This is a genomic window from Janthinobacterium sp. TPC_1 (assembly GCF_056037845.1).
Window position 1 is genome coordinate 5200970 of sequence record NZ_CP195157.1, and the last position, 22618, is coordinate 5223587.

The 22618-nt window shown below is 63.4% G+C and carries 22 protein-coding genes and 2 pseudogenes; 9 read left to right on the plus strand and 15 right to left on the minus strand.

The genetic code is table 11. The features are described from left to right. Positions 1-3: 3 nt before the first annotated feature. The 8 genes and pseudogenes from ACQVLG_RS25305 to alkB all read right to left on the minus strand — a co-directional run bounded on the left by ACQVLG_RS25305 (position 4) and on the right by alkB (position 6067). On the minus strand, positions 4-303 hold the full coding sequence (locus tag ACQVLG_RS25305) for a type II toxin-antitoxin system HigB family toxin (RefSeq protein WP_474291613.1): 300 nt from the start codon (positions 301-303) through the stop codon (positions 4-6). A gap of 74 nt (positions 304-377) precedes the next feature. Further along, a pseudogene (locus ACQVLG_RS25310) lies at positions 378-2827 on the minus strand (penicillin-binding protein 1A). Positions 2828-2901: 74 nt separating this feature from the next. Then, entirely contained in the window at positions 2902-3297 is a 396-nt protein-coding gene (locus ACQVLG_RS25315) for a hypothetical protein (protein ID WP_474291614.1), read from the minus strand. Beyond that, entirely contained in the window at positions 3294-4112 is an 819-nt protein-coding gene (blaOXA, locus tag ACQVLG_RS25320) for a class D beta-lactamase (RefSeq protein ID WP_474291615.1), read from the minus strand. The genes ACQVLG_RS25315 and blaOXA overlap by 4 nt, the downstream gene beginning before the upstream one ends. Before the next feature lie 87 nt (positions 4113-4199). Further along, the gene (locus ACQVLG_RS25325; RefSeq protein WP_474291616.1) at positions 4200-4367 is read right to left on the minus strand and encodes a hypothetical protein; all 168 of its coding nucleotides are present in this window, start codon (positions 4365-4367) and stop codon (positions 4200-4202) included. Between the two features lie 24 nt (positions 4368-4391). Further along, entirely contained in the window at positions 4392-4673 is a 282-nt protein-coding gene (locus ACQVLG_RS25330) for a GTP cyclohydrolase, FolE2/MptA family (protein WP_474291617.1), read from the minus strand. After that, a complete protein-coding gene (locus ACQVLG_RS25335) occupies positions 4664-5245 on the minus strand; it encodes a GTP cyclohydrolase, FolE2/MptA family (protein WP_474291618.1) in 582 nt (193 codons plus the stop codon). The genes ACQVLG_RS25330 and ACQVLG_RS25335 overlap by 10 nt, the downstream gene beginning before the upstream one ends. A 159-nt stretch (positions 5246-5404) precedes the next feature. Beyond that, the gene (gene alkB, locus ACQVLG_RS25340; protein ID WP_474291619.1) at positions 5405-6067 is read right to left on the minus strand and encodes a DNA oxidative demethylase AlkB; all 663 of its coding nucleotides are present in this window, start codon (positions 6065-6067) and stop codon (positions 5405-5407) included. A gap of 83 nt (positions 6068-6150) precedes the next feature. Between alkB and ACQVLG_RS25345 the strand changes: the two genes are divergently transcribed. Beyond that, the gene (locus ACQVLG_RS25345) at positions 6151-6633 is read left to right on the plus strand and encodes a heme-degrading domain-containing protein (protein ID WP_230539604.1); all 483 of its coding nucleotides are present in this window, start codon (positions 6151-6153) and stop codon (positions 6631-6633) included. 103 nt (positions 6634-6736) lie between these two features. On the opposite strand, the gene ACQVLG_RS25350 is transcribed toward ACQVLG_RS25345, so the two are convergent. After that, positions 6737-7504 (minus strand): SDR family NAD(P)-dependent oxidoreductase, encoded by a 768-nt coding sequence (locus ACQVLG_RS25350; protein WP_474291620.1) that lies wholly within the window; start codon positions 7502-7504, stop codon positions 6737-6739. Next, on the minus strand, positions 7501-8208 hold the full coding sequence (locus tag ACQVLG_RS25355; protein WP_474291621.1) for a GntR family transcriptional regulator: 708 nt from the start codon (positions 8206-8208) through the stop codon (positions 7501-7503). The genes ACQVLG_RS25350 and ACQVLG_RS25355 overlap by 4 nt, the downstream gene beginning before the upstream one ends. A 137-nt stretch (positions 8209-8345) precedes the next feature. Here ACQVLG_RS25355 and ACQVLG_RS25360 point away from each other — a divergent pair, with 137 nt between their 5' ends. Next, positions 8346-8783 (plus strand): acyl-CoA thioesterase, encoded by a 438-nt coding sequence (locus ACQVLG_RS25360; protein ID WP_474291622.1) that lies wholly within the window; start codon positions 8346-8348, stop codon positions 8781-8783. Position 8784: 1 nt separating this feature from the next. Here the strand turns inward: ACQVLG_RS25360 and ACQVLG_RS25365 are convergent, their stop codons facing one another. Continuing rightward, positions 8785-9468, minus strand: coding sequence for a YoaK family protein (locus tag ACQVLG_RS25365; RefSeq protein ID WP_230539600.1), 684 nt, complete (start codon positions 9466-9468; stop codon positions 8785-8787). Between the two features lie 189 nt (positions 9469-9657). On the opposite strand from ACQVLG_RS25365, the gene ACQVLG_RS25370 reads away from it, so the two are divergent. Then, the gene (locus ACQVLG_RS25370) at positions 9658-11022 is read left to right on the plus strand and encodes an amino acid permease (protein WP_474291623.1); all 1365 of its coding nucleotides are present in this window, start codon (positions 9658-9660) and stop codon (positions 11020-11022) included. A gap of 206 nt (positions 11023-11228) precedes the next feature. Here ACQVLG_RS25370 and ACQVLG_RS25375 read toward each other — a convergent pair whose 3' ends face one another. After that, positions 11229-12758, minus strand: coding sequence for a hypothetical protein (locus ACQVLG_RS25375; protein WP_474291624.1), 1530 nt, complete (start codon positions 12756-12758; stop codon positions 11229-11231). A gap of 259 nt (positions 12759-13017) precedes the next feature. On the opposite strand from ACQVLG_RS25375, the gene ACQVLG_RS25380 reads away from it, so the two are divergent. From ACQVLG_RS25380 to ACQVLG_RS25390, 3 genes are all read left to right on the plus strand, one after another. Further along, positions 13018-13899, plus strand: coding sequence for a PAS domain S-box protein (locus ACQVLG_RS25380; protein ID WP_474291625.1), 882 nt, complete (start codon positions 13018-13020; stop codon positions 13897-13899). Further along, entirely contained in the window at positions 13806-14810 is a 1005-nt protein-coding gene (locus ACQVLG_RS25385; protein WP_474291626.1) for a diguanylate cyclase domain-containing protein, read from the plus strand. Before ACQVLG_RS25380 ends, ACQVLG_RS25385 begins: the two co-directional genes overlap by 94 nt. A 68-nt stretch (positions 14811-14878) precedes the next feature. Next, positions 14879-15322, plus strand: a complete 444-nt coding sequence (locus tag ACQVLG_RS25390) for a DUF411 domain-containing protein (RefSeq protein WP_474291627.1) — start codon at positions 14879-14881, stop codon at positions 15320-15322. A 93-nt stretch (positions 15323-15415) separates the two neighbouring features. On the opposite strand, the gene ACQVLG_RS25395 is transcribed toward ACQVLG_RS25390, so the two are convergent. After that, complete coding sequence (locus tag ACQVLG_RS25395; protein ID WP_230539594.1) at positions 15416-17647, minus strand: NADP-dependent isocitrate dehydrogenase; 2232 nt, start codon at positions 17645-17647, stop codon at positions 15416-15418. 393 nt (positions 17648-18040) lie between these two features. Next, positions 18041-18331, minus strand: a complete 291-nt coding sequence (locus tag ACQVLG_RS25400) for a hypothetical protein (protein ID WP_474295903.1) — start codon at positions 18329-18331, stop codon at positions 18041-18043. Here ACQVLG_RS25400 and ACQVLG_RS25405 point away from each other — a divergent pair. Beyond that, positions 18291-18497: pseudogene (locus ACQVLG_RS25405) on the plus strand (NAD(P)-binding protein); the annotation flags it as partial. The gene ACQVLG_RS25400 and the pseudogene ACQVLG_RS25405 sit on opposite strands and share 41 nt — an antisense overlap. Before the next feature lie 271 nt (positions 18498-18768). Here the strand turns inward: ACQVLG_RS25405 and ACQVLG_RS25410 are convergent. Beyond that, positions 18769-19053: a hypothetical protein gene (locus ACQVLG_RS25410; protein WP_474295905.1), complete on the minus strand. Its 285-nt coding sequence runs from the start codon at positions 19051-19053 to the stop codon at positions 18769-18771. Positions 19054-19261: 208 nt separating this feature from the next. Here ACQVLG_RS25410 and ACQVLG_RS25415 point away from each other — a divergent pair, with 208 nt between their 5' ends. Both ACQVLG_RS25415 and vioB read left to right on the plus strand, forming a co-directional pair. Next, entirely contained in the window at positions 19262-19606 is a 345-nt protein-coding gene (locus ACQVLG_RS25415) for a hypothetical protein (RefSeq protein ID WP_474291628.1), read from the plus strand. Next, positions 19603-22617: an iminophenyl-pyruvate dimer synthase VioB gene (vioB, locus tag ACQVLG_RS25420; RefSeq protein WP_474291629.1), complete on the plus strand. Its 3015-nt coding sequence runs from the start codon at positions 19603-19605 to the stop codon at positions 22615-22617. Before ACQVLG_RS25415 ends, vioB begins: the two co-directional genes overlap by 4 nt. The last annotated feature ends 1 nt before the right edge of the window (position 22618 follow it).

The window sequence follows — 22618 nt, forward strand, 5'->3', positions numbered from 1 at the left end:
GCATTAAACAGTCTGTGCGTTGATGGCGTCATATTGCCGGTGCGTGCCGACAAATTTGATGTACAAGATGCCATATGAATAGTTGATCGATGCGACGAGCCGGTATTTATTACCGCCAATATTGAACACCACCCGCCCCTCTTTCAATATGCCTGCCGTGGCAAAGTCCGACTTCAGCGCTGCGGGGCCGGACCACGACACCCTGAGCACATGACCATACCACGACAACAGCGGTCCCTTCGAATCCGCGTACGTGACCTGCTCATAGAAAGCAATCAGCGTTGGCTTGGCCAGGATACGCATGGATTGATTTTAGTCCCATTTTGGGACTAACGTCAATCAGGCAGCGCTGCTAACTTGCGAATCAACTCCTCCCGTCAGCCTTGAGGCACCGGCTGCGGCACAGGAGCAGGCGCGGGCACCGGTTCCGGCACCGCCTTGCCATGCGCTTCCTGCCCGCCCTCTTCGGCCGGCACGGCCAGCGGCGCCGGCGGCGCGCCTTCCTGCAGCAAGTCGCCCGGCTCTTCCACCGGTTCGTCCTGCGGTTCCTCGACGGGTTCCACATGGCGCAACGGCGGTGGTGGCTTGCCGCCGGGGAAGATGGCGTCGCGCGACAGCTTGCCCGTGTCGAGCGCCGTCTTGAAGAAGTCGCCCACCACCAGCACGGCGTTGTGGCCGCCCTGGCCCCAGTAATTGCTGCGCATGGTGACGCGCGCGTCGTTGAAACCCACCCAGGCGCCGCCGACGAGTTCCGGGTGCATCAAAATAAACCAGCCATCCGCATTGTTTTGCGTGGTGCCGCTCTTGCCGGCCACGTCGGACCGGATGCCGAAGCGGCTGCGGATGGCCGTGCCCGTGCCGCGGTCGATCACGCCGCGCATCATGTCCGTCAGGGTGGCGGCCGATTCGGCCTGCATGGCGCGCTTGGGCTTGTCTTCGCCGAAGCGGGCGATGACCTTGCCTTCGCGGTCCGTGATGTGCGTGACGACGAACGGCAAACGGGCTTCGCCCTGGGCCGCGATGCTGGCGTAGGCGTTGACCATTTCCAGCAAGGTGACGGGACTGGTGCCCAGCGCCAAGGATGGCACTTTTTCCAGCTTGCTGTCGCGGATACCGAGCGCGCGCGCCAGCTTGATGATCGGCGGCAAACCCACGTCCTGCATCACTTGCGCCGTGATGGTGTTTTTCGAGTACACGAGGCCGTCGCGCATGGTCATGTCGCGGCCCGTCGTGCCGCTCATGTCCGTCGGGCGCCATTTGGTGCCGTCGGCCGCCTTGATATCCATCACTTCATCGCGGTAGACGTGGTCGGGGCTGAGGCCCTTTTCCAGCGCCGCGCCATACACGATGGGTTTGAAGGTGGAACCGGGCTGGCGCGCCGCCTGCGATACGTGATCGAATTGTTCGCGCGCAAAGTCGCGGCTGCCCACCCAGGCGCGCACGGCGCCCGTGGCCGGGTCCATGGCCGCAAAACCCGCTTCCAGCCGCGTCTTCGACTTGCGCAGGGCCGCCATGAAGGCGCGGTCGCCCTTCAGCTGGGCCAGCGCCGCTTCCGGCGTGCCGCCGGCCGCCGTCAGCTTGCGGTAGTCGGCGGACTCGCGCACGAAGGCGTCGAGCAGGGCCGGATGCGATTTCCAGAAATAATCGAAGGCCACGCTGCCGGCCTGCATGCCCGCGTACATGCCCGTCGAGGTCGATGACGGCACGCCCGCGCGGCTCCATTCCACGTCCGCGATCGCCTGCAAGGCATTCGCCTGGCGTTCGACGGCGCGCTGGCCGCCTGCTGCAAATCGTAGTCGAGCGTGGTGTGCACCACCAGGGCGTCGAGTTCCAGGTTGTAGTCGTTTTCGTCGGCCCAGTCGATCAGCCACTTGCGCACATAGGCCGTGAAATGGCTGTCCGACTGCGCCCGCTCGCTCTGGCGCTCGAAATGCAGGCGCAGCGGACGCTTGATCAACTGTTTATAGCGCGCCTCGTCGATGACGTCATGCTTGCGCATTTGCCTCAGCACCACATTGCGCCGCTGCAAGGAACGTTCGGGATTACCGACGGGATTGTAGTAATTCGTGCCCTTGAGCATGCCGACCAGGGTGGCGCTTTCCAGGATATCGAGGCGCGACGCCGGCTTGTCGAAGTAGGTTCGGGCCGCCATTTCGATGCCGTAGGTGTTGTACAGGAAGGGAACCGTGTTCAGGTAGGCTTCGAGGATTTCCGTCTTGCTGTAGGTCGCTTCGATCTTGAGGGCCGTGATGAGTTCCTTCAGCTTGCGGTTCAGGTTGCGCGAGCGGCCGATTTCCTCGGGGAACATATTGCGCGCCAGCTGCTGCGTGATGGTGGAGCCGCCCTGCGGGTTGCCCCCTGCCGTATGCAGGATGGCGCCCGCCGTGCGCGTGAAATCGACGCCGTGGTGCTGGTAGAAACGGTGGTCTTCCGTCGCAATCAGGGCACTGATCACGTTTGGTGAAATCTGTTGCAGCGTAACGCGCTCCTGCAAGCCCTGGTCGAAACGGGCCAGTTCCTTGCCGTCCGCGCTGACCATGGTGCTGGGCGCGGCCGCGCGCGCCTGGCGCAAGTCGTGGATGCTCGGCGTCAGGGGGATCAGCAACAGCATGTACAGGATCACCAGCGCCAGCAGGGCCAGGAACGACCACAAGGCCAGCACCAGCGCGCGCCGCACGGGGGGCAAGGTCATCAAGTGCGCATGGCCGCGCCGGTACAGCGCCACCGCCTTGACCCATGCCACTCCCGCCACGCGCACCGCCCGCGCGCGCGCCCGCATGAACGCTTGCCGTGCTTTTTCCTGAAACTGCTCCATGCCTGATGCCATGCTTATAACCTTGTCTGATGCCGGATGATCCGTTTCAGCAAGTATATAGGGCGGGCAACAAAGCGGGCCGGAATTTACGCCAAGCAAGCATCCAGGCGGGCCAATGTCACTCCCACATACGCGCCCACGCAGCGTTCGTCGCGCGTATGGAAAGCGTCTTCGACCTGCAGCAGGCCGCAGTCGCAGACGACGGGGTCGACCTGGGTCACGACGCCGAGCGCCAGGTAGCGCCAGCCATTGAGGCGCAGCAGGCGCTTTTCCCGGCCGGGATTGGCGTCGAAGATGGCGTCCCAATCGTCGATTTCGCTGGCCATGGGCCACAGTTCTGCCTGGAATGGCGTGCCGGCGGCCATCTGGGCACCGCCGAACTCGTCCATCACGTGCAGGCGCTGGCCGTCCACCTCGATGACGGCTTCCAGGTAGTCGCCCTCGGTCGCGATGAAGGTGGCCGTGACGGCAGGCTGCGTCACTTCTGCGCCTGCTCCAGCAGGGCCGGCAATTCCTTCAGCATGGCCTCGCGCGTGCGCAAGCCCGCGGACTGCTGCCCCTTCTGCTCATCCTGCACCAGGCGCGCAAACACGATGCTGCGCTCGCCCTTGCTGGCCCAGCCCACGAACCAGCCGTAGCCATGCGCTTCGTCAAAGCTGCCGTCAGCCTTGCGCGGGAAGGCCGCGCCCGTCTTGCCATGCACGTGCCAGCCATCCACATCGGCCAGACGGGTCAGGCGCCGCGTCTGTTCCATCGCCTGTTTCGTCACGGGCAGCTGATCATTGACCAGCTTGCGCAAGAAGCCCAGCTGTTCCAGCGGAGAGATCTTCAGCGAAGAGCTGATCCACGAGCGTTCCAGACTATTGTCCTTGCCCGGGTCGCCCGATACATCCGCATTGCCATAGCGCAAAGCCTTGGCGTATTTCTGGAAGCGCTCGGCGCCCAGCGCCTGCGTGATCTGCTGCGAATACCAGACCACCGAGTACTGCATCCAGCGCGACGGGTCGGTATCCTGGCGCCACGCTTCGCCGCCCCAGTCCACATAGCCCTGGCGAAATGGCAAGCTGGGCTTGTGCTCGTCCTTGAGGAAACCGGCGTCATAGCCCATCAGGCTGAGCGCGATCTTGAACGTGGAGGCGGGGGTGACACGATCGAGGCAATTACCCTCTTGCAACAAGACGGCGCCTGTCTTGGCGTCGGCCATGGCGGTGCAGATGGTGGCGGACTGGGCTTGCGAGGCGGCCAGGACGGCACCTGTCAGGCCGAGGATGAACTGGAATAATGCGCGATATTTCATGGGCCTCCGGGGTTGGGGGAGAATGACAAAGCGAAATTGTACCGGGCAGCGCGGCGCGATGCCAGCGATGATAACGCCGCCTTGACTCTAGCGCCCTGCCGGCGCGCCCGGCTGGCGCTCCCGCTTCAAATGTTCTTCTTCCAGCTCGTCCATGCCCAACTTTTCCTCGTCGATCAGCGCATGGTCGCGCCGTTCGCGCTCCAGCTCCGCTTCCAGGCTGTCATCGTTGACTTCCCGCTCGATTTTCTGCGGCATGCTGTCCTCCTCCACGGTGGTTGACTAATATTCTCCGGCAAGCTTGCCCGCCTGCGCCATGGCATCGTGCGGATGCAGGCTTTCCATATGCCGTACGGTAACACGCGCCTGCGCATAATACGGCGCCAGCGCCGCCTGCACGCGGCGGGCAGCATCCTCCACATACATCAGGTTAGCACCATTCAAGCGCGCAAACGACTGTTCGTCGGCCCGTTTCACGGCCGTCTGCAGGGGTGTCGCCAGCGCCGCTTCCACCAGGTCGATCAGGGGAAACAGGTCCAGCTCGGCCTGCTGCGTCAATGGCACCGTGACCGTCGCCGTGCTGCGCTGGCTGTGCGGCGTGGCCAGGCTCGCGTGTTCGCGCAGCCAGGCGCCGGCGGCGGCGCCATCGATGGCGCCCCCACCGACTGCGCCGCGAAGGCGTCGACGAGCAATTGCCGTGCCAGCGCCGCCGAACAGGGGCAGGTCGAGGAATAACCGACCTCCACCGTCAGGGACAGGGCAAAGCCCTGCGGAGAAACACTGGCTTGCAGGCGCACGGGATACGATTTCCAGCCCGACAGCCCCGCCGTCAGCAGCGCCGGCTGGCGCCGCAGCACGGGAAACGCCAGCGCCAGGCGCGCCTGCGTGCTGCCGCAATCGGCATGGCTGTCGACCATGCGCCGCAACACGGCGGCCAGCGCGCCCGCATCGAGCGGCTGCGCGGCGGCAAACGCATCGAGCAGCAGATACAAACGCGACATGTGGATGCCCTTCACTTGCGGATCGGGTAAGTCGACTTGTACGTCGGCCCAGGCATGCACTTGCTGCGCCTGCCCGCCCTCTTCCAGCCACAGCGGCAAGGCGATGCCCTGCATGCCGACCCATTCCAATGGCAAGGGGTGGCCCAGGTGGGGGGGGCCGCGCCACGTCGGGCAGGGGCGTGGAAAGGGAATCGCGCTTCATGGTCATGGTTCCATATGCAAACAAGTTGCATATCATGGAGAAAAACGGGCATATATGCAAGTATCTTGCATTAATGAGGCATTAACGACAGATCAGCCGGCCTTGCGAAACGTCAGATTGATGCGCTGCGCGCCCAGCACCGCGTGCTCGCCCTCTTTCAGGGACGCCACGCCGTGGAAGCGCAGGCGGTCGGTGCCGCCCCACACCACCACGTCGCCATGCAGCAGGGGGATGCGGGCAGCCTTGTCGGCCCGCTGCGCCCCGCCGAACAAAAAGGTGGCAGGTAGACCGAGCGAGACGGAAACGATGGGCGCCGTGAAATCGCATTCGTCGCGGTCCTGGTGCAGGGCCATGCGCGCACCGGGCGCATAGCGGTTGACCAGGCAGGCGTCGGGGACAAAGCCCGCATAGCCGGCCGCCAGCGCCGCCTCCTGCGCCAGGCGCAGGAACACGGGCGGCATCGGCGGCCAAGGCAAACCGCTGGCCGGATCGAGGCTCGCATAGCGGTAGCCGCGTCCATCCGTGACCCAGCCCAGGGCGCCGCAATTGCTCATGGCAACGGACATGCGCAAGCCGCCCGGCGTGGCCATGTGGCGCAGGGGCGCCGCCAGCACGATGGCGTCCAGCGCCGGCAGCAGTTCGGGCAGATACGGCAGCGCAAAAGCGCGCAGCAGCACCGACGCGGACGAACCCGGCACCAGCGGCGCGGGGCCGGCCGGGGCCTGGTCTTCATCGGCAAACAGGGACAGGGTCATGCCGCCTATTTTAGCCGCATTACCCAAAAAGCCCCCATGGTGCGCTACAGTAGCGCTTCCAGCCACTACCACCCGCCCCCACGATGGATCATTACGCCGATTTGCTGCACACCCTGGCGCAGCAGGAAGAATCCCTGCAATTCGAACGCTTCGACAACGACGCCGCGCTGGCCGTGGGCCTGTGGATCGTCGAGGAAGTGCGCAAGCGGGGCAAGGCCGTCACCGTGAATATCACGCGCAACGGCCAGGTCCTGTTCCACCACGCCATGACGGGCGCCACGGCGGACCAGGCGGACTGGATACGCCGCAAGAACAACACGGTGCAGCGCTTTTGCCGCAGCTCCTACTATATGGGTATCTCGTATAAAAGCCGCGGCAGCACCTTCGAAGACGTGAAATACCTCGATGACGTCGAGTATGCGGGCCACGGCGGCGCGTTTCCCCTGCTGATACGCGGCGTGGGACTGGTCGGCACGGTCACCGTGTCCGGCCTGGCGCAGGCGGACGACCACGCGCTGGTGGTGGCCGCCCTGCAGGCGCAATTGGACGCGCAGCTGAATAAATAGTCAGAGTCAGGCGGCCAGCGCCCGGCGCAAGGCGGCGCGCTCACGGCGTCGCAGCCAGTGCTGCGGCAACGGGGCGCCAGCGCCCCGAACACCATGATTTTCCTCAAATGCGCTGGCCGCCGTCGATGGGAATCTCGGCGCCCGTGATGTACGAAGCGCGCTCGCTGCATAAAAATTCCACCAGATCCGCCACTTCGGCCGTCGTGCCCAGACGGCGCAGGGGGATTTGCGTGTCGACGATGTGCGAAGTGCCGGGCGATAAAATCGCCGTGTCGATCTCGCCCGGCGCAATCGCATTCACGCGCACGTTCAGCGGCGCCATGTCGTTGGCCATTTCGCGCGTCAGCGAGGCCAGCGCCGCCTTCGAGCTGGCGTAGGCGGAACCGGCAAACGGGTGCACGCGGTAGCCGGCGATCGAGCACAGGTTCACGACGGAGCCGTGCGCATTCGATAATTCCTGCGCAAAACCGCGCGTCAGGGCCAGCGGCGCAAAAAAATTCGTGTTGTACATTTCCTGCCACGTCTGCATGTCGGTGGTCAGCGAATTGACGCGCGAGCCGCCCGGCCCCTTCGGCGACACGCCCGCGTTGTTCACCAGCGCGTGCAATTTGGCGTCGCCCAGCATGGGGCGCAGGGTGTCAACCATCTGCCCGATCTGGCTCAGGTCCGACAAATCCATGCACACATGCGTGTTGTGCTCCTGGCTGCGCGGGCAGCCGCCCGGTATCGGGCTGCGCGAGACGGTAATCACCCGCCAGCCCAGGCTGCGGAAGCGCTCCGCCACGGCGTGGCCGATGCCGCGGCTGGCGCCCGTGACGATGGCGGTTTTTTGTTCCATTTTCTGTTCAATCTTGTGCTTGATCTGCGTCATGTTCTTCCTTGTCCTGTTCTGTTGCGCCGGCGTGGATGCGCTCCTGGCGCATGACATACGCCAGCATCTGCGTGCCGCCGTCGAGGATGTCCTGTTCGATGGCGCGCGCGCGCGGCCGCGCCGTCGCGCTGGCGCAGCGCGCTGATGATGGCGTGGTGGTGGCCGACGCGCATGTCGGGCGAAAAGCTGGCGTAGCCGGCGGCGATCAGGGGCGCCGTCTGCATCCACAGGTGGTCGACGAAGCGTTTTAACGTCGGCATGCCAGCCGCTTGCGCCAGGCCCAGGTGAAACGCCTGGTTGCATTGCAGGGCCGCCGCCAGGTCGTGCCGCGCAATCGCCTCTTCATTCGCCTGCAGCAGGCGCTCCAGGTCGGCCAGGGTGGCGGCGTCGATGCGCTGCGCCGCCTCGAACGCGCCCAGCCCTTCCAGTTCCAGGCGCAGCGCGCGGATTTCCAGGTAGCGCGCCACGCTGAGCACGGGCACGCGGAAGTCGCGCGGCGAGCGCAGCACCAGCGCCTCTTCCTGCACCAGCTGCAGCATGGCGTCGCGCACGGGCGTCACGCTGGTGCCCAGCTGCAGCGCCAGCTCGCGGATGCGCAGGCGGTCGTTCGGCTGGAAACGTCCGGCCGCCAGCGCCTCGCGCAGCATCGCGTACACGGACTTGCCCAGGTTGACGTGCTGCAGAGTGTCCAATTGCTGATTCATGCGTGTTTTTGATCGTTTGAAATTATGATGCATCATACATCAAGATAAAAAACACTGTTTCATACCGTGCGCGCGGCACCAGCGCAAACGGCCGCGAGCACGTACAATCGGCCGCCACCGTCTCGAAAGGAGCGCACTTGAACTGGGATTATCCGCACGCCCATACCCTGCCCGTCACGCCGGAACCGGGCGACATCGACGGCTTGCAGCATACGAACAACGCCGTCTACGTGCGCTGGTGCGAGCATATCGCCTGGCACCACTCGGCCGCGCTGGGGCTGGACCTCGACGATTACCGGCGCCTGGACCGGGCCATGGCGATCCGACGCGGCGAGTACGACTACCTGCTGCCGACGCGGGCCGGCGAAGCGCTGACCCTGGCCACCTGGCTGTGCGCCAGCGATGGCCGCTCCAGCATGGAACGGCGCTTCCAGCTGGTGCGCGACAGCGACGGCGCCACCGTCGTGCGCGGACGCTGGGACTTGATCTGCATCGAATTGAGCAGCGGCCGCGCGCGCCGTTTGCCGCCCGAGTTCCTGGCCGCGTACGAACCGGCCATCGTCGCGACGGCCTGAGCTAGGCAGGCAGGCGCGCCGGTTCCAGCGCGATCAGCACCAGCAGGATGGCCAGCGGCACGGCCAGCGCGGCAAAGCCCACGGCCAGGTAGGCAAAGGCGGCCAGGATGGCGCCCACGGCAAAGCCCAGCAGGGGCCAGAAGAATTTCACGCAGCGTTCGCGCGTGGCGCCATCGGCCGCGCCGCGCAGCACGTCGACCGTGTCGATGACGATTTGCGTGACGTTGCCCGTCATCATGGACGTGGGCGCCAAATGGGCCAGCAGCAGCCGGCTGATGGCGCTGTGCGCGCCCATGGCCCCCGCGCCGAACAGGCCGGCCGTCATGGCCAGCGCGCCCGGCTCGGGCCCCAGCGGCTCGGCCAGCACGCCAGACACCATGAAACCGAGCAGCAGCGCCAGCTCCAGCAGCAACGCCAGGCGCAGCGCCGGGCCGCCGCGGCGCTCGGCCGCCACCGTCAACAGCCGCGCCGCCGCCACGCCCAGTATGAACGCGGGAAACGCCAGCAGCTTGAGGGCGATCGAGGCATGCGTGGCATTGGCCAGCGCCGCGCCGATCAGCACGAAGTTGCCCGTCACGTGGGCCGTGAACAGGCCAAACAGGGCGACAAAGCCCAGGGTATCGACATAACCGGCCAAAAAGCCCAGGCTGATGCCCTGCAAACGGCTGCGCTGCGCAAGATTCATACACACTCCTTGAAATTGGCCATCATGATACCGTGCCGCCATCGCGGGCGGCGGCGGATTTGCACGCCGTTCGGCGAAGATGCGGGGCTTTTCTTGCGCCTCCGCAGTGCAACATGCATTTCGCTCCTGCTTTGCCCGTGCATGCTTTAGAATCAGCGACCTCAGCCCCGTAAAAACAGGATAAAACATATGACGGCAGTCGGGAATACCGAACCACAAGAGCTCAAGCGCGGCCTGAAAAGCCGCCACATCCAGCTCATCGCCCTGGGCGGCGCCATCGGCACCGGCCTGTTTCTGGGCATCGCGCAAACCATCAAGATGGCCGGCCCCTCGGTCCTGCTCGGCTATGGCATTGCCGGCGTCATCGCCTTTTTGATCATGCGCCAGCTGGGCGAGATGGTCGTCGACGAACCCGTCGCCGGCTCCTTCAGCTACTTTGCCGACAAATACTGCGGCCATCTGCCCGGCTTTTTGTCGGGCTGGAATTACTGGGTGCTGTATGTGCTCGTCAGCATGGCCGAACTGACAGCCGTCGGCATCTACGTGCAGTACTGGTGGCCGGGCGTGCCCACCTGGGTCTCGGCGCTGGTCTTCTTTTGCGTGATTAACGCCATCAGTTTGCTGAATGTCAAAGCGTTTGGTGAAATGGAATTCTGGTTCGCCATCATCAAGGTGGTCGCCATCATCGGCATGATCGTCTTCGGCGCCTACCTGCTCGCTTCCGGCGACGCGGGGCCGCAGGCCTCGGTTGCCAACCTGTGGCAGCATGGCGGCTTCTTCCCGAATGGCTGGCAGGGGCTGGTGATGGCCATGGCCGTCATCATGTTCTCGTTCGGCGGCCTGGAACTCGTGGGCATCACGGCAGCCGAAGCGGATGACCCGAGCACGACGATACCGCGCGCCACCAACCAGGCCATCTACCGCATCCTGATCTTTTACATCGGCGCGCTCGGTATCCTGCTGTCGCTGTACCCGTGGCAAAACGTCGTCACCGGCGGCAGCCCTTTTGTCCTGATCTTCCATGCGCTCGACAGCAACCTGGTGGCCACGGCCCTGAACGTGGTGGTGCTGACGGCGGCCCTGTCCGTCTACAACAGCGGCGTGTACTGCAACACGCGCATGCTGTTCGGTCTGGCCAGGCAAGGCAACGCGCCGCGCGCGCTGCTGCACCTGAACCGCCGCGGCGTGCCGCTCGTCGCCCTGGGCGTATCGGCCCTGGCGACGGGCGCCTGCGTGGTGGTCAATTACTTCATGCCGGGCGAAGCGTTCGAAGTGCTCATGGGCCTGGTCGTCTCGGCGCTAATCATCAACTGGGCCATGATCAGCTGGATCCATTTGCGCTTCCGCGCGCAAAAGAAGGCCGAGGGCAAGACGACACTGTTCCGTAGCCTGGGCTATCCGTTCACCAACTACCTGTGCCTGGTCTTCCTGGCCGGCATCCTGGTGATCATGTACCTGACGCCGGGCCTGCGCATCTCCGTCTACCTGATTCCCGTGTGGCTGGCGGCGCTGGGCGTCGGCTACTGGATCAAGCAAAACAAGGCCAGGGCATAAGCTGCCTTGCGCCGGAATAAACAATAAGCAGTAAGCAATAAGCAATAAGCAATAAGCAAACAAAAAGCCCGTCTTCGCAGACGGGCTTTTTGCATTGGGCGCTGTCCCTCTCTAAGCGGCGGCGGCCTCGCCCTCTTCCGGCAACACGTCGGCTTGCCACAGGCTGATGGTCTGGCCCGGATACGATTGCAGCAGCACATCTTCACTCAGCGTCTGCAGCAACTGCTGGCGCTGCTCCGCCTTCTTCTCCGCGTCATGCCCAGCTCGCCCGTCTTGTACGGCCCCAGATCGGCGACGAGGTCGCGCATCAGCGAATGGCTGGTCGGCGTGGTGACGTCCGATTCCACCTTGGCCAGCACATACTTCATGATGTGCGTCGACTGGCTGGCTTCCTGCTGCAGGCTGGCCTTGACCAGTTTGCCATCCTTGTAAGCCATTTGCGCATCGCTGCTGGCCGTATCCTCGATCTGATGATACGTGTAGTTTTGCGACTCCACCTTGTCGGTCAGCCGCAGGGGCAAGCCCGGCACCAGCGACTGGTGGAAACTGGCGCTCAGCTTCGATTGCTGCTGCTGGCGCAGCGAGCGGTCATCCTGGCTGGTGCCGCTCACGCTGGTCTTTTGCGACAGCTCGTAATGGAAGCCATCCCTTTCCGATGCACGCATGGGATTGCTGAACTTCACCGTTTGCGACACGGACGCGCTGAAGTCGGACAAGCCCGTCAGCATGGCCCGGTCTTCGGCGGCCAGCCGCCACTTGCTGTCTTCCGGCAGGCCGGCATTGGCTGGCGGCACGGGCGCATTGCTGTGCAAGGCCGTCAACGTATCCTTGAACATGGCCATCAGCCCGGCATCGCCATGGCCGCGCGAGGCTGCCTGGTCGATCTGCTTGGTATAGTTGCCAAGGGCTTTCGCCTGCCGCTCCTTGCTGCCCAGCGCGTGCAGCTGGCTGGCGTCGACTTTCACGTCCAGCGAGCCGGCCACGCCCGCGAAGCTGACCTTGCGTTGCGTGCTGTCGGCCTGGAAATCCAGGGTTTGCGTGCTTTTCTGCTCGCCACGCACCAGCACTTCCGCGTGCAGGTTCACCGATGTCAGCACTTCCTGGTCGAACTGCATCAAACCGGCCAGCCTGACCTTCGGCGTGCCCTGCGCCATGCCGTCGATGGCTTCCTGGAACGCTTCGGACAGGTCGCCCAGGGCCTTCACCTCTGCGTCGCTGAGTTCGCCGCTGGTGGTCATGCGCACGGCCAGGCCGTCATCCTGGCTGTCGAGAGACAGCTTGACCTCGACGCCGCTTTTGGTGGTGATGCTGAGGCTGACCTTGTCTTCGCCATTGCCGTGCAGGCTGGCCGGCGCAATGCCGGCAGCCTCGGCGTAGGGGCCCGGTTGCGTGCGCGGCGGCGGCTGCAGCAGCGCTTGCGAAATATTGCGCACGCCGCCCTTGAGCTGGTCCAGCATGGCCGCCCCCAGGCCTCCGAAGCGCCCGCCATACGAATAGTACGGCGCAAAATTCTTCGTCATCAGCTCGCTGACGGCGTCGTGCGACGGGCTTTCCCACACTTTCGGCGACGGCAACAGGTAGGAAATGGCGGGCTGCTCCCCGCCCTCCGCACCAAAGGCAACGATGGTCGACGGCGTGGACGCCGGCACGGCTGGCACGTCCGCCCGGCTCGCCGCGGCGCCTTGCACACGGGACGGGGTCGGATTCCAGCTCGGGATCGGGGAGACGGAAGTCATGGTGATGTGGCCTTGAAAACGAAAACAGATACATGGATAAAATATTGCCCATTTTAATTTTCTGGCAATCCTGCCTGTGCCCGCAATCCTGCACCGCCACGTATCGAAGGTGTTGGCAAGCGATTGCATGGCAATACTGTTTTAACGGCAAGAAATCGCAAAGCATGAGCGTCGGGGAAATGAAACATTTTCATGCCAGCAGCCTCGCCTACCCCCAACAAGTTCAATCCCTGCCGGGAATGTCTATTAAAATGCCATTATGGAACACAAGATTTTGCGCGCGCCGCTGGCCAGCTTTACCGACTTACTGCTCGACGCCGTGTGCATGGTCGACGTGGATGGCCGCTTTGTCTTCGTCAGCGCGGCGTGCGAACGCATCTTCGGCTACACGCAGCAGGAAATGATCGGCAAGCTCATGCTTGACATGGTCGCCCCCGCCGACCGCGCGCGCACTGTGGCGGCCGCGCGGGCCATCATGGACGGCCATGCACAGACGCACTTTGAAAACCGCTACCTGCGCAAGGACGGCAGCCTGGCGCACATCATGTGGTCGGCGCGCTGGTCCGCGGCCGACCAGCTGCGCGTGGCGGTGGCGCGCGACATCACCTTGCTGAAACAGGCGCAGGCAAAGCAGGCGGCGCTGTACGCCATTTCCGAAGCCATGCAGGCGACGCAGGACTTGCCCGCCCTGCTGCACCGCATCCAGCACATCATCGGCGAACACTTGCCGACACGCAGCCTGACCTTGCTGCTGCATGACGAACAGGGCGCGCAGCCCCCCATGACCTGCCATGCCGACGACAGCGCCCTCCAGTCCACGTCGTCGCTGGCCAGCCTGCTGTGCGAAGAGGTCCTGCGCAGCGGCCGCCCCCTGCTGCTGCAGGCGGGACAGCTGGCCGGTTTGCCGCTGGCGCTGCAAACGGCAGCCTGCGCCCTGTCCTCGTGCTGGCTGGCCGTGCCGCTGTACTCGTCCATCGGCAGCATCGGCGTGCTGGCCTTGCAAGGCGCCCCGGACACGCCGTTATCGGCACGGAGCAAGACCAGGATTTGCTGCAATTTGTCGCCAAGCAACTGGCCACCGCCATCGAACGCCGGCAATTGCAGACGCAAATGCAGTTCATGGCCATGCATGACGAGCTGACCCGCTTGCCGAACCGCCGCCTGTTCCACGACCGCCTGCACACGGCCTTCGCGCGCGCGCACCGCCAGGAAGGGCGGCTGTCGCTGCTGTTCCTTGACCTCGACAACTTCAAGCGCGTCAACGACGACCACGGCCATGCCTGTGGCGACCTGCTGCTGCAAACTGTGGCGAGCCGCCTGCGCGATTGCATGCGAGAAACAGATACCCTGGCCAGGATGGGCGGCGATGAATTCGTTGTGCTTCTGGAAAGCAATGCCACGCCGGCGGACGTCAGCCTGATCGAGCAAAAAATCCACGCGGCGCTGGCCGTACCGCTGCACCTGGGCAACGGGCACCAGTTGCATATCGCCGTCAGCATCGGCGTCGCCCACTATCCGGAAGACGGCGCGACAGCATGCAGCTGCTGCTGCGCCATGCGGACAGGGCCATGTACGCCTCGAAAGTGCTGGCCGCCGCCTCGCGCTAGCGGACGCCTGCTCCTGGAAGAAATTGCCCCTATGCTATACTTTCAGGCGATGCTCAGATTCTTCAAAACATGGCTGATCCTGCTGTTGATCACGGCGGTGCCGCTGCAAGCGGCCGTTGCGGGTTCCATGCGGCTGTGCGCACCGCTCGCCCCGGTGCATGCATCGCCTGCCGCCGCGATGGCAACAACTTGCCCGCATCACGCTGCGCAGTCATCCGCCGTTCCGCACGACGCCAGCGCGTCAAAAGAAAACACCCCCCCTGCCAAGCACGCCGCCTGCGGCGCCTGCGCCAGCTTTTGCCTGGGCGCGCTGATGCCGCCTTGCCTCGCCCCTCCCGCCGCCGCCCTGAATGGCGCGGAACATGCCGCCATCGCCGCTACCGCCTTGCTGACAGGATTCATTCCCGACGGCCCGCGCCGGCCCCCGCGGCCGCTTTCCGCATAAATTCCAAGCTCGTCCCAAGCAGGCCACCCGTGTGGCCACGATTGACTCTATTCGTCTGAAAGCAACACATGATCAAACACTACATACTGCGCGGCACCTTCGCCGCCATGCTGGGCCTGCCCACGTTCGCCATGGCGGCCTTGCCCGTCATTGAAGTCTACAAGAGCGCTTCGTGCGGCTGCTGTTCCGACTGGATCAAGCACCTGGAAGCGAACGGTTTTACGGTACGCGCGAAAAATGTCGAGATGCCGGCGCAATACCGCAAGCTGTCCGGCATTCCCGACGCGCTCGGTTCCTGCCATACGGGCCTCGTCAACGGCTACGCCATCGAAGGCCACGTGCCGGCCAGCGACATCAAGCAGTTACTGCGCGAAAAACCCAAGGCGAAAGGCCTGGCCGTGCCGGCAATGCCGATGGGCTCGCCAGGTATGGAAGGACCGCGCAAAGACCCGTACGACGTCTTGCTGGTCAAGAACAATGGCAGTACCGAAGTCTACAAGCACTACCAATAACCCTGAGGGGAAATGAAAAACGCCGCCGGAATCGCTTCCGGCGGCGTTTTTTTATCAGGCAGCAGTCAGGAACCGACTGCCTTCATGACTGCATCAGATGCTGTCGAGCACGGCATTCAGGCTGGCGCTAGGACGCATGACGGCTTCCGTCTTCGCCGGATCGGGCAGGTAGTAACCGCCGATATCCGTTTCCTTGCCTTGCACTGCTTTCAGCTCGGCAACGATCTTTTCTTCGTTGTCGGCCAGGGCTTTTGCCACTGGAGCGAAGTGCGCCGCCAGTTCCGCGTCGTCCTTTTGCGCTGCCAGGGCTTGCGCCCAGTACATGGCCAGGTAGAAATGGCTGCCGCGGTTGTCCAGCTCGCCGGTGCGTGGCGATGGCGACTTGTTGTTGTCCAGCAGCTTGCCGGTGGCTTCGTCCAGGGTTTTCGCGAGGATTTTAGCCTTCGCATTGCCCGTCTTGATGCCCATGTCTTCCAGCGACACGGCCAGGGCCAGGAACTCGCCCAGCGAATCCCAGCGCAGATGGTTTTCTTCCACCAGTTGCTTGACGTGTTTCGGTGCCGAACCGCCGGCGCCCGTTTCGTACATGCCGCCACCGGCCATCAACGGCACGATCGACAGCATCTTGGCGGACGTGCCCAGTTCCAGGATCGGGAACAAATCGGTCAGGTAGTCGCGCAGGATGTTGCCGGTCACGGAGATGGTGTCCAGGCCGCGGAAGGCGCGTTCCAGCGTGTAACGCATGGCGCGCGTCTGCGACATGATCTGAATGTCCAGGCCGCTGGTGTCGTGATCCTTCAGATACACCTGGACCTTCTTGATGACTTCGTTCTCGTGCGGACGATAGGAATCGAGCCAGAACACGGCAGGCATGCCCGAGTTGCGCGCGCGCGTGACGGCCAGCTTGACCCAGTCGCGGATCGGCGCGTCCTTGACCTGGCACATGCGCCAGATATCGCCCTCTTCCACCGTTTGCGTCAGCAGTACTTCGCCCGTTTCCAGGTCGGTGATGTTGGCGATGCCGCCTTCAGGCACTTCAAACGTCTTGTCGTGCGAACCGTATTCTTCCGCTTGCTGCGCCATCAGGCCCACGTTCGGCACGGTGCCCATGGTCTTCGGATCGAAGTTGCCATGCCATTTGCAGAAACCGATCATTTCCTGGTAGATGCGTGCGAACGTCGATTCCGGCATGACTGCCTTGACGTCCTTCGGACGGCCATCGGCGCCCCACATCTTGCCGCCGATACGGATCATGGCGGGCATCGACGCGTCGACGATGATGTCGTTCGGCGAATGGAAGTTGGTGATGCCCTTGGCCGAATCGACCATGGCCAGTTCCGGGCGATTCGCGTGGCAAGCATGCAAATCTTTCAATACTTCATCTTTTTGCGACGCAGGCAGTGTCTCGATCTTGTCGTACAGGTTGCTCATGCCATTGTTGACATTCACGCCCAGCTTGTCGAACAGCGCCGCGTGCTTGGCGAACGCGTCCTTGTAGAAAATGCGCACGCAGTGACCGAAGACGATCGGGTGCGACACTTTCATCATGGTGGCCTTGACGTGCAGCGAGAACATCACGCCCGTCTTGAAGGCGTCGTCGATTTCCTTCTCGTAGAACTCCAGCAGCGCTTTCTTGCTCATGAACATGCTGTCGATGATTTCGCCCGCTTGCAGGGAAACCTTCGGTTTCAGCACGATGGTCTTGCCCGAGGCCGTGACCAGTTCCATCTTGACATCGCGCGCCTTTTCCAGCGTCAGCGACTTTTCGCCATGGTAGAAGTCGCCATGATGCATGTGCGAGACGTGCGTTTGCGACGACTGGCTCCACTCGCCCATCGAATGCGGGTGCTTGCGCGCATACTCTTTGACGGCCTTTGGTGCGCGGCGGTCGGAGTTGCCTTCGCGCAGAACCGGATTGACCGAGCTGCCGATGCACTTGCCGTAGCGGGCTTTCAGGGCCTTGTCTTCGTCCGTCTTCGCATCTTCCGGATAGTCGGGCAGCTTGTAGCCGCGGCCTTGCAATTCGCGCACGCAAGCGATCAACTGGCCTTGCGAGGCGCTGATGTTCGGCAGTTTGATGATGTTGGTGTCTGGATTCTGGGTCAATTTGCCCAGTTCAGCCAGGGTGTTCGGGACTTTTTGCGCGTCCGTCAGGAATTCGGGAAATTCAGCCAGTACACGTGCCGCCACCGAAATATCGCTGGAGACGACGTCCACGCCGGCCGGCGCGGTGAATTTTTTGATAATCGGCAGCAGGGAATACGTCGCGAGCAGCGGCGCCTCGTCAGTCAGCGTGTAGATGATTTTGGATTTTTGTGTTGCCATGTTCATTCCCTTGTATGCGGTGATGCCTGGTGGTTAACTTTCTTCATTCCAAACACAGGACGGTTAGCCTTGCTTTGGACGGCTAGTGTGCCGGCGGTGACGCCGTGCTTGCCCACCACGTATTTTAGACTGTCCTGCCGCTGTTTGTGTATCCGATGGCGACGAATCTTATATAAGACAGCAAATATCCGGAACTACCGGGCCAGAACGGCCATTTTCCGCCTAGAAATGGGTGCAGGGCGGCGGCACGGCATGTATGCGGCCCTGGCGAAACATTCAATATTGACAATATTCAAGTGGAAGCGACGTCACGGCCGCCCGCTTGCGAACAGCGCAGCAACATTGCCGCTTTATCAGCACCCGCCTGGCGGACGACAACTACATTGATATTTATCAAATTGACTGCCCGCGGCCTGGGCTACTGTCGGTGCCATCTTTGATTTGAAACAGAAACTCTGCTGCCAAGAATCGACCATTCCAGACACAACGCCAGTTCTCGCCAGGCTCTTCATTCCCCAGCCGAAAACGCTCGCCAAGTGCGGTAACACCCAGCGTTCCCCCTCCCTCGCCTGCACGTGCCGGGGAAACTTTTGCTAGCGATTTTGCAGCTTTTTGATTAATGAACGTTAAAAAGGAACTTCGTATGAGCACGTATTCTGACATTTGCATCGTCGGCGCCGGCATAGGCGGCTTAACTTGCGCCAACCGCCTGATCGACGCCGCCGCCAAAAGGAAGCTGCGCATCCGGGTATTCGATGTGAACGCCTCGGTGGGCGGCCGCATCCAGTCGCGGAAAATAGACGGCGAGGAAATCGCCGAACTCGGCGCCGCCCGCTACTCGCCCCAGCTGCATCCGCATTTCCAGCAACTCATGCAGGGCAGCGGCTTGCCGCATGCGGTCTACCCGTTCACCGAGGTCATCTCCCACGATAGCGTGCTGGAAGAGCTGAAGGCAACGCTGGATAGCCTGAGCCCGATGCTCAAGGAGCATCCGAACGACTCCTTCCTCGAGTTCGTCAGCCACTACCTGGGCGCCGCCAAGGCCACCCACATCATCAAGGCGACCGGCTATGACGCCTTGCTGCTGCCGATGGTGTCGGCGGCCATGGCCTACGACATCATCAGGGAAGCACCCGGAAACGCAGCACTTTACGGAAAACGCCGGCAACCAGTGGCGCTATGCCACCGACGGCTACCACGCGCTGCTGTGCCAGTTGCAGCACCAGGCCCAGGCCGCCGGGGTGGAATTCCGGCTCGAACACCGTTTGCTGTCCGTAGAAAAATCCGGCGCCGACCATGTGCTCGCCTTCAGCCACCACGGCGACACGCAGATGCACCGCACACGCCATCTGGTGATGGCCATCCCGCCGTCCGCCATGCCGCGCCTGAACCTGGACTTCCCGCACGCCTGGAGTCCGTTCCAGTACGATTCGCTGCCCCTGTTCAAGGGTTTTTTCACCTTCGACACGGCCTGGTGGGATGCGCTGGGGCTGACCGACAAGGTGCTGATGGCGGCCAATCCCCTGCGCAAGGTCTACTTCAAGAGCGACAAGTATGTGCTGTTCTATACCGACAGCAAAAGCGCCACCTACTGGCGGGACAGCCTGGAACTCGGTGAAGACGTACCTGGAACGTGTCCGCAGCCACCTGGAAGAAGTTCTGCCGCTCGATGGCCAGCCGCTGCCGCAGATCAAGGCGCACTTCCACAAGTTCTGGCCGCATGGCGTCGAGTTTTGCGTGGAGCCGGAAGCCGAGCACCCGGCCGTCCTGCTGCACCGCGACGGCATCATTTCCTGCTCGGATGCGTATACCGCGCATTGCGGCTGGATGGAAGGCAGCCTGATCAGCGCCAAGCAAGCCTGCGGCCTGTTGCTGCAACGGCTGGAGCAACGGGAGGAGCAACGGGAGGACGCCGCCGCCAACGATACCTTCATCACTTCCTCGACCGAGCGCGCATGAGCCTACTTGACTTCCCCCGCCTGCATTTTCGGGGTTTTGCCCGCGCCAATGTGCCGACCGGGAATCGCAATACGCATGGCAACATCGATATCGCCACGAATGCGGTATCGATGGCGGGCGAAGCTGTCGACCTGAGCCGGCCGCCCGCCGAATTCCATGCGCACCTGAAACAGCTTGCCCCCCGTTTCAATGCGGAGGGCAAGCCCGATCCGGACGGTATCTTCAGCCAGGCGGCGGGTTATAACTTTTGCGGCAACAATCATTTCTCGTGGGAGAACGCGAGGATCACGGGCGTCCAGCTGCGCGATGGCGAGGTCGATACGCAAGACGCGCTGGTGGGCGCCAAGCTGGCGCTGTGGGGCCACTACAACGAGTATCTGCGTACGACGTTCAACCGCGCCAGGTGGATCGACAACAACCCGGCCCAGCCGGACACCACGCTGATCTACGCCGGCCAGTTCACCTTGAGCGACAAACTGGCCACGCCAAACACGCCCACCTTGTTCACCGCCGACATCGCGCAGGCGCATTCGGTGCGCTGGCTCGGCAGCGGCCATATCACGGAACGCAGCGGGCATTTCCTGGATGATGAATTCGGCCGCTCCAGGCTGTTTCAGTTTTCCGTGTCCAAGCAAGACCCGCATTTCCTGTTCAACGCGGACCTCGCGCTGCCGGCCAGCATGCATGCCTTGCAGCAAGCACTGGCCGACGACGAGGTGCTGGGCCTGACGGTGCAGTATTGCCTGTTCAACATGTCGACGCCGCAGAAGCCCGACTCGCCCGTGTTCTACGACCTGGCCGGCAGCATCGGCCTGTGGCGGCGCGACGAGCTGGCCACCTATCCGGCCGGCCGCCTGCTGCAGCCGCGCCAGGCCAGCCTCGGGCCCGTGCTGGTAAAAGTGCACGCGGACCGCGTCGCGTTCAACATGCCGACCGCCATTCCGTTTACCACGCGCGGCACGGATGCTGTTTCCGAACAGCATCCCACGCATGCCCTGGGCAGCAAGCAGGCGCTGGGCGACCTGCTGCTGCAGGACGGTGACGGCACCGTGCTGGCCCGCATTCCCGAGCAGCTGTACCGCGACCACTGGCGCCACCACGGCGTCTTCGACGTACCGCTGCAACAGGCCCCCGCCTCGGGTTCGCTCAGCCTGGGCAGCGCGCAGGCGCAGTGGGACGAGGCCGACTGGGTGCTGCAATCGGACAGCAACCAGCTGTACCTGGAAGCGCCGAACCGAAACAAGCACGAGCATTTTCCGCTGAGCATCACCGTACAAAGCCGCTTCCGCGGCGAACTGGCGGCACCCGCAGACCTGCCGGCGCAGGCCGAAGACGGCGCGCTGCTGGATGTGCAGCGCCAGCCCTCGCCGCTCGGGCACGGCTACACGGCGCTGACCCTGACGGGGCGCCAGCCGGGCGCGACCAGGATCGTGCTGGGCACTGGCAACGACAAACAATACCTCGGCGTGCGCGTGCTGCCCGACGACTGGGACCTCGACGACGTGCCGGCCGAACAGGTCGATTACGCCTTCCTCTACCGGCATGTGATGAGCTACTACGAGCTCGTATATCCCTTCATGTCGGACAAGGTCTTCAGCCTGGCGGACCAGTGCAAGTGCGAAACGTATTCGCGCCTGATGTGGCAGATGTGCGATCCGCAGAACCGCGACAAGAGCTACTACATGCCCAGCACCCGCGAACTGTCGCTGCCAAAATCGCGCCTGTTCCTGAAATACCTGACGCAGGTCGAGGCAAAGGCCAGGGCCGCGCTGCCGCAACCGGCGCCGACGCCCGTCATCGGCGGCAAGGCGGAGCTGATCGATGAACTGAAGAAGGCCATCGACCTGGAATTGTCGCTGATGCTGCAATACCTGTATGCCGCGTATTCGATTCCCAATTACGCGCAGGGGGCGGCGCTGGTGCGGGCCGGCCGCTGGCTGCCGGCCGAGCTGGAACTGGCCTGCGGCGGCGAAGACCGGCGCCGCAACAGCGGTACGCGCGGCATGTTGCTGGAAATCGCCCATGAAGAAATGATTCACTACTTATTAGTCAACAATGTGCTGATGGCGCTGGGCGAACCGTATTATGGCGGCACCCCGCTGCTGGGCCAGCAGGCGCGCCAGCGTTTCGGTCTGGACACGGAATTTGCATTTGAGCCATTTTCCGAACACGTGCTGGCCCGCTTCGTGCGTTTCGAATGGCCCGACTATATTCCCACGCCGGGCAAATCGATTGCTACCTTCTATACCGCGATCCGCCAGGCCCTGGCCGACCTGCCCGGCCTGTTCGAGAGCAGCGGCGGCAAGCGCGGCGGCGAGCACCACCTGTTCCTCAAAGAACTGACCAACCGCGCCTATCCCGGCTACCAGCTGGAAGTGTCCGACCGCGACAGCGCGCTGTTCGCCATCGACTTCGTCACGGAACAGGGCGAAGGCGTGGCTGTCGATTCGCCGCATTTCGCCTCTTCGCACTTCCAGCGCCTGCGTGCCGTCGCCGGCAGGTTTTCCGCCTGCGGCAAGCCGTTCGAGCCGGCCGTGCCGGCGCTGAAGAATCCCGTGCTCGAAGCGCGCGCGGACTGCACGGTGGTGACCGACCAGCAGGCGCGCGCGCTGATGCGGCTGTATCAGGGCTGCTACGAACTGACCTTCCTGCTGATGGCGCACCATTTCGCGCAGCAGCCGCTGGGCAGCCTGCGCCGCTCGCGCCTGATGAATGCGTCCATCGACATCATGACCGGCCTGCTGCGCCCCCTGTCGGCCGCCCTGATGAACATGCCATCGGGCGTGCCCGGCCGCCATGCGGGACCGCCCGTGCCCGAGTCCGTCAGCAGCCGGGTCAGCAGCGACTACAGCCAGGGCTGCGACATGCTGGCGCAGAAATGCCTGGCGCTGGCGCAGTACGCACGCGGCCTTGAGAGCGACGTCATCGGCATGGCACCGATCGAAATGTTGGAGTTTTTTAATCAGCAACTTACCGATTTATCTCGGGGAAAGATGTCAAGAGAGGCCTGAA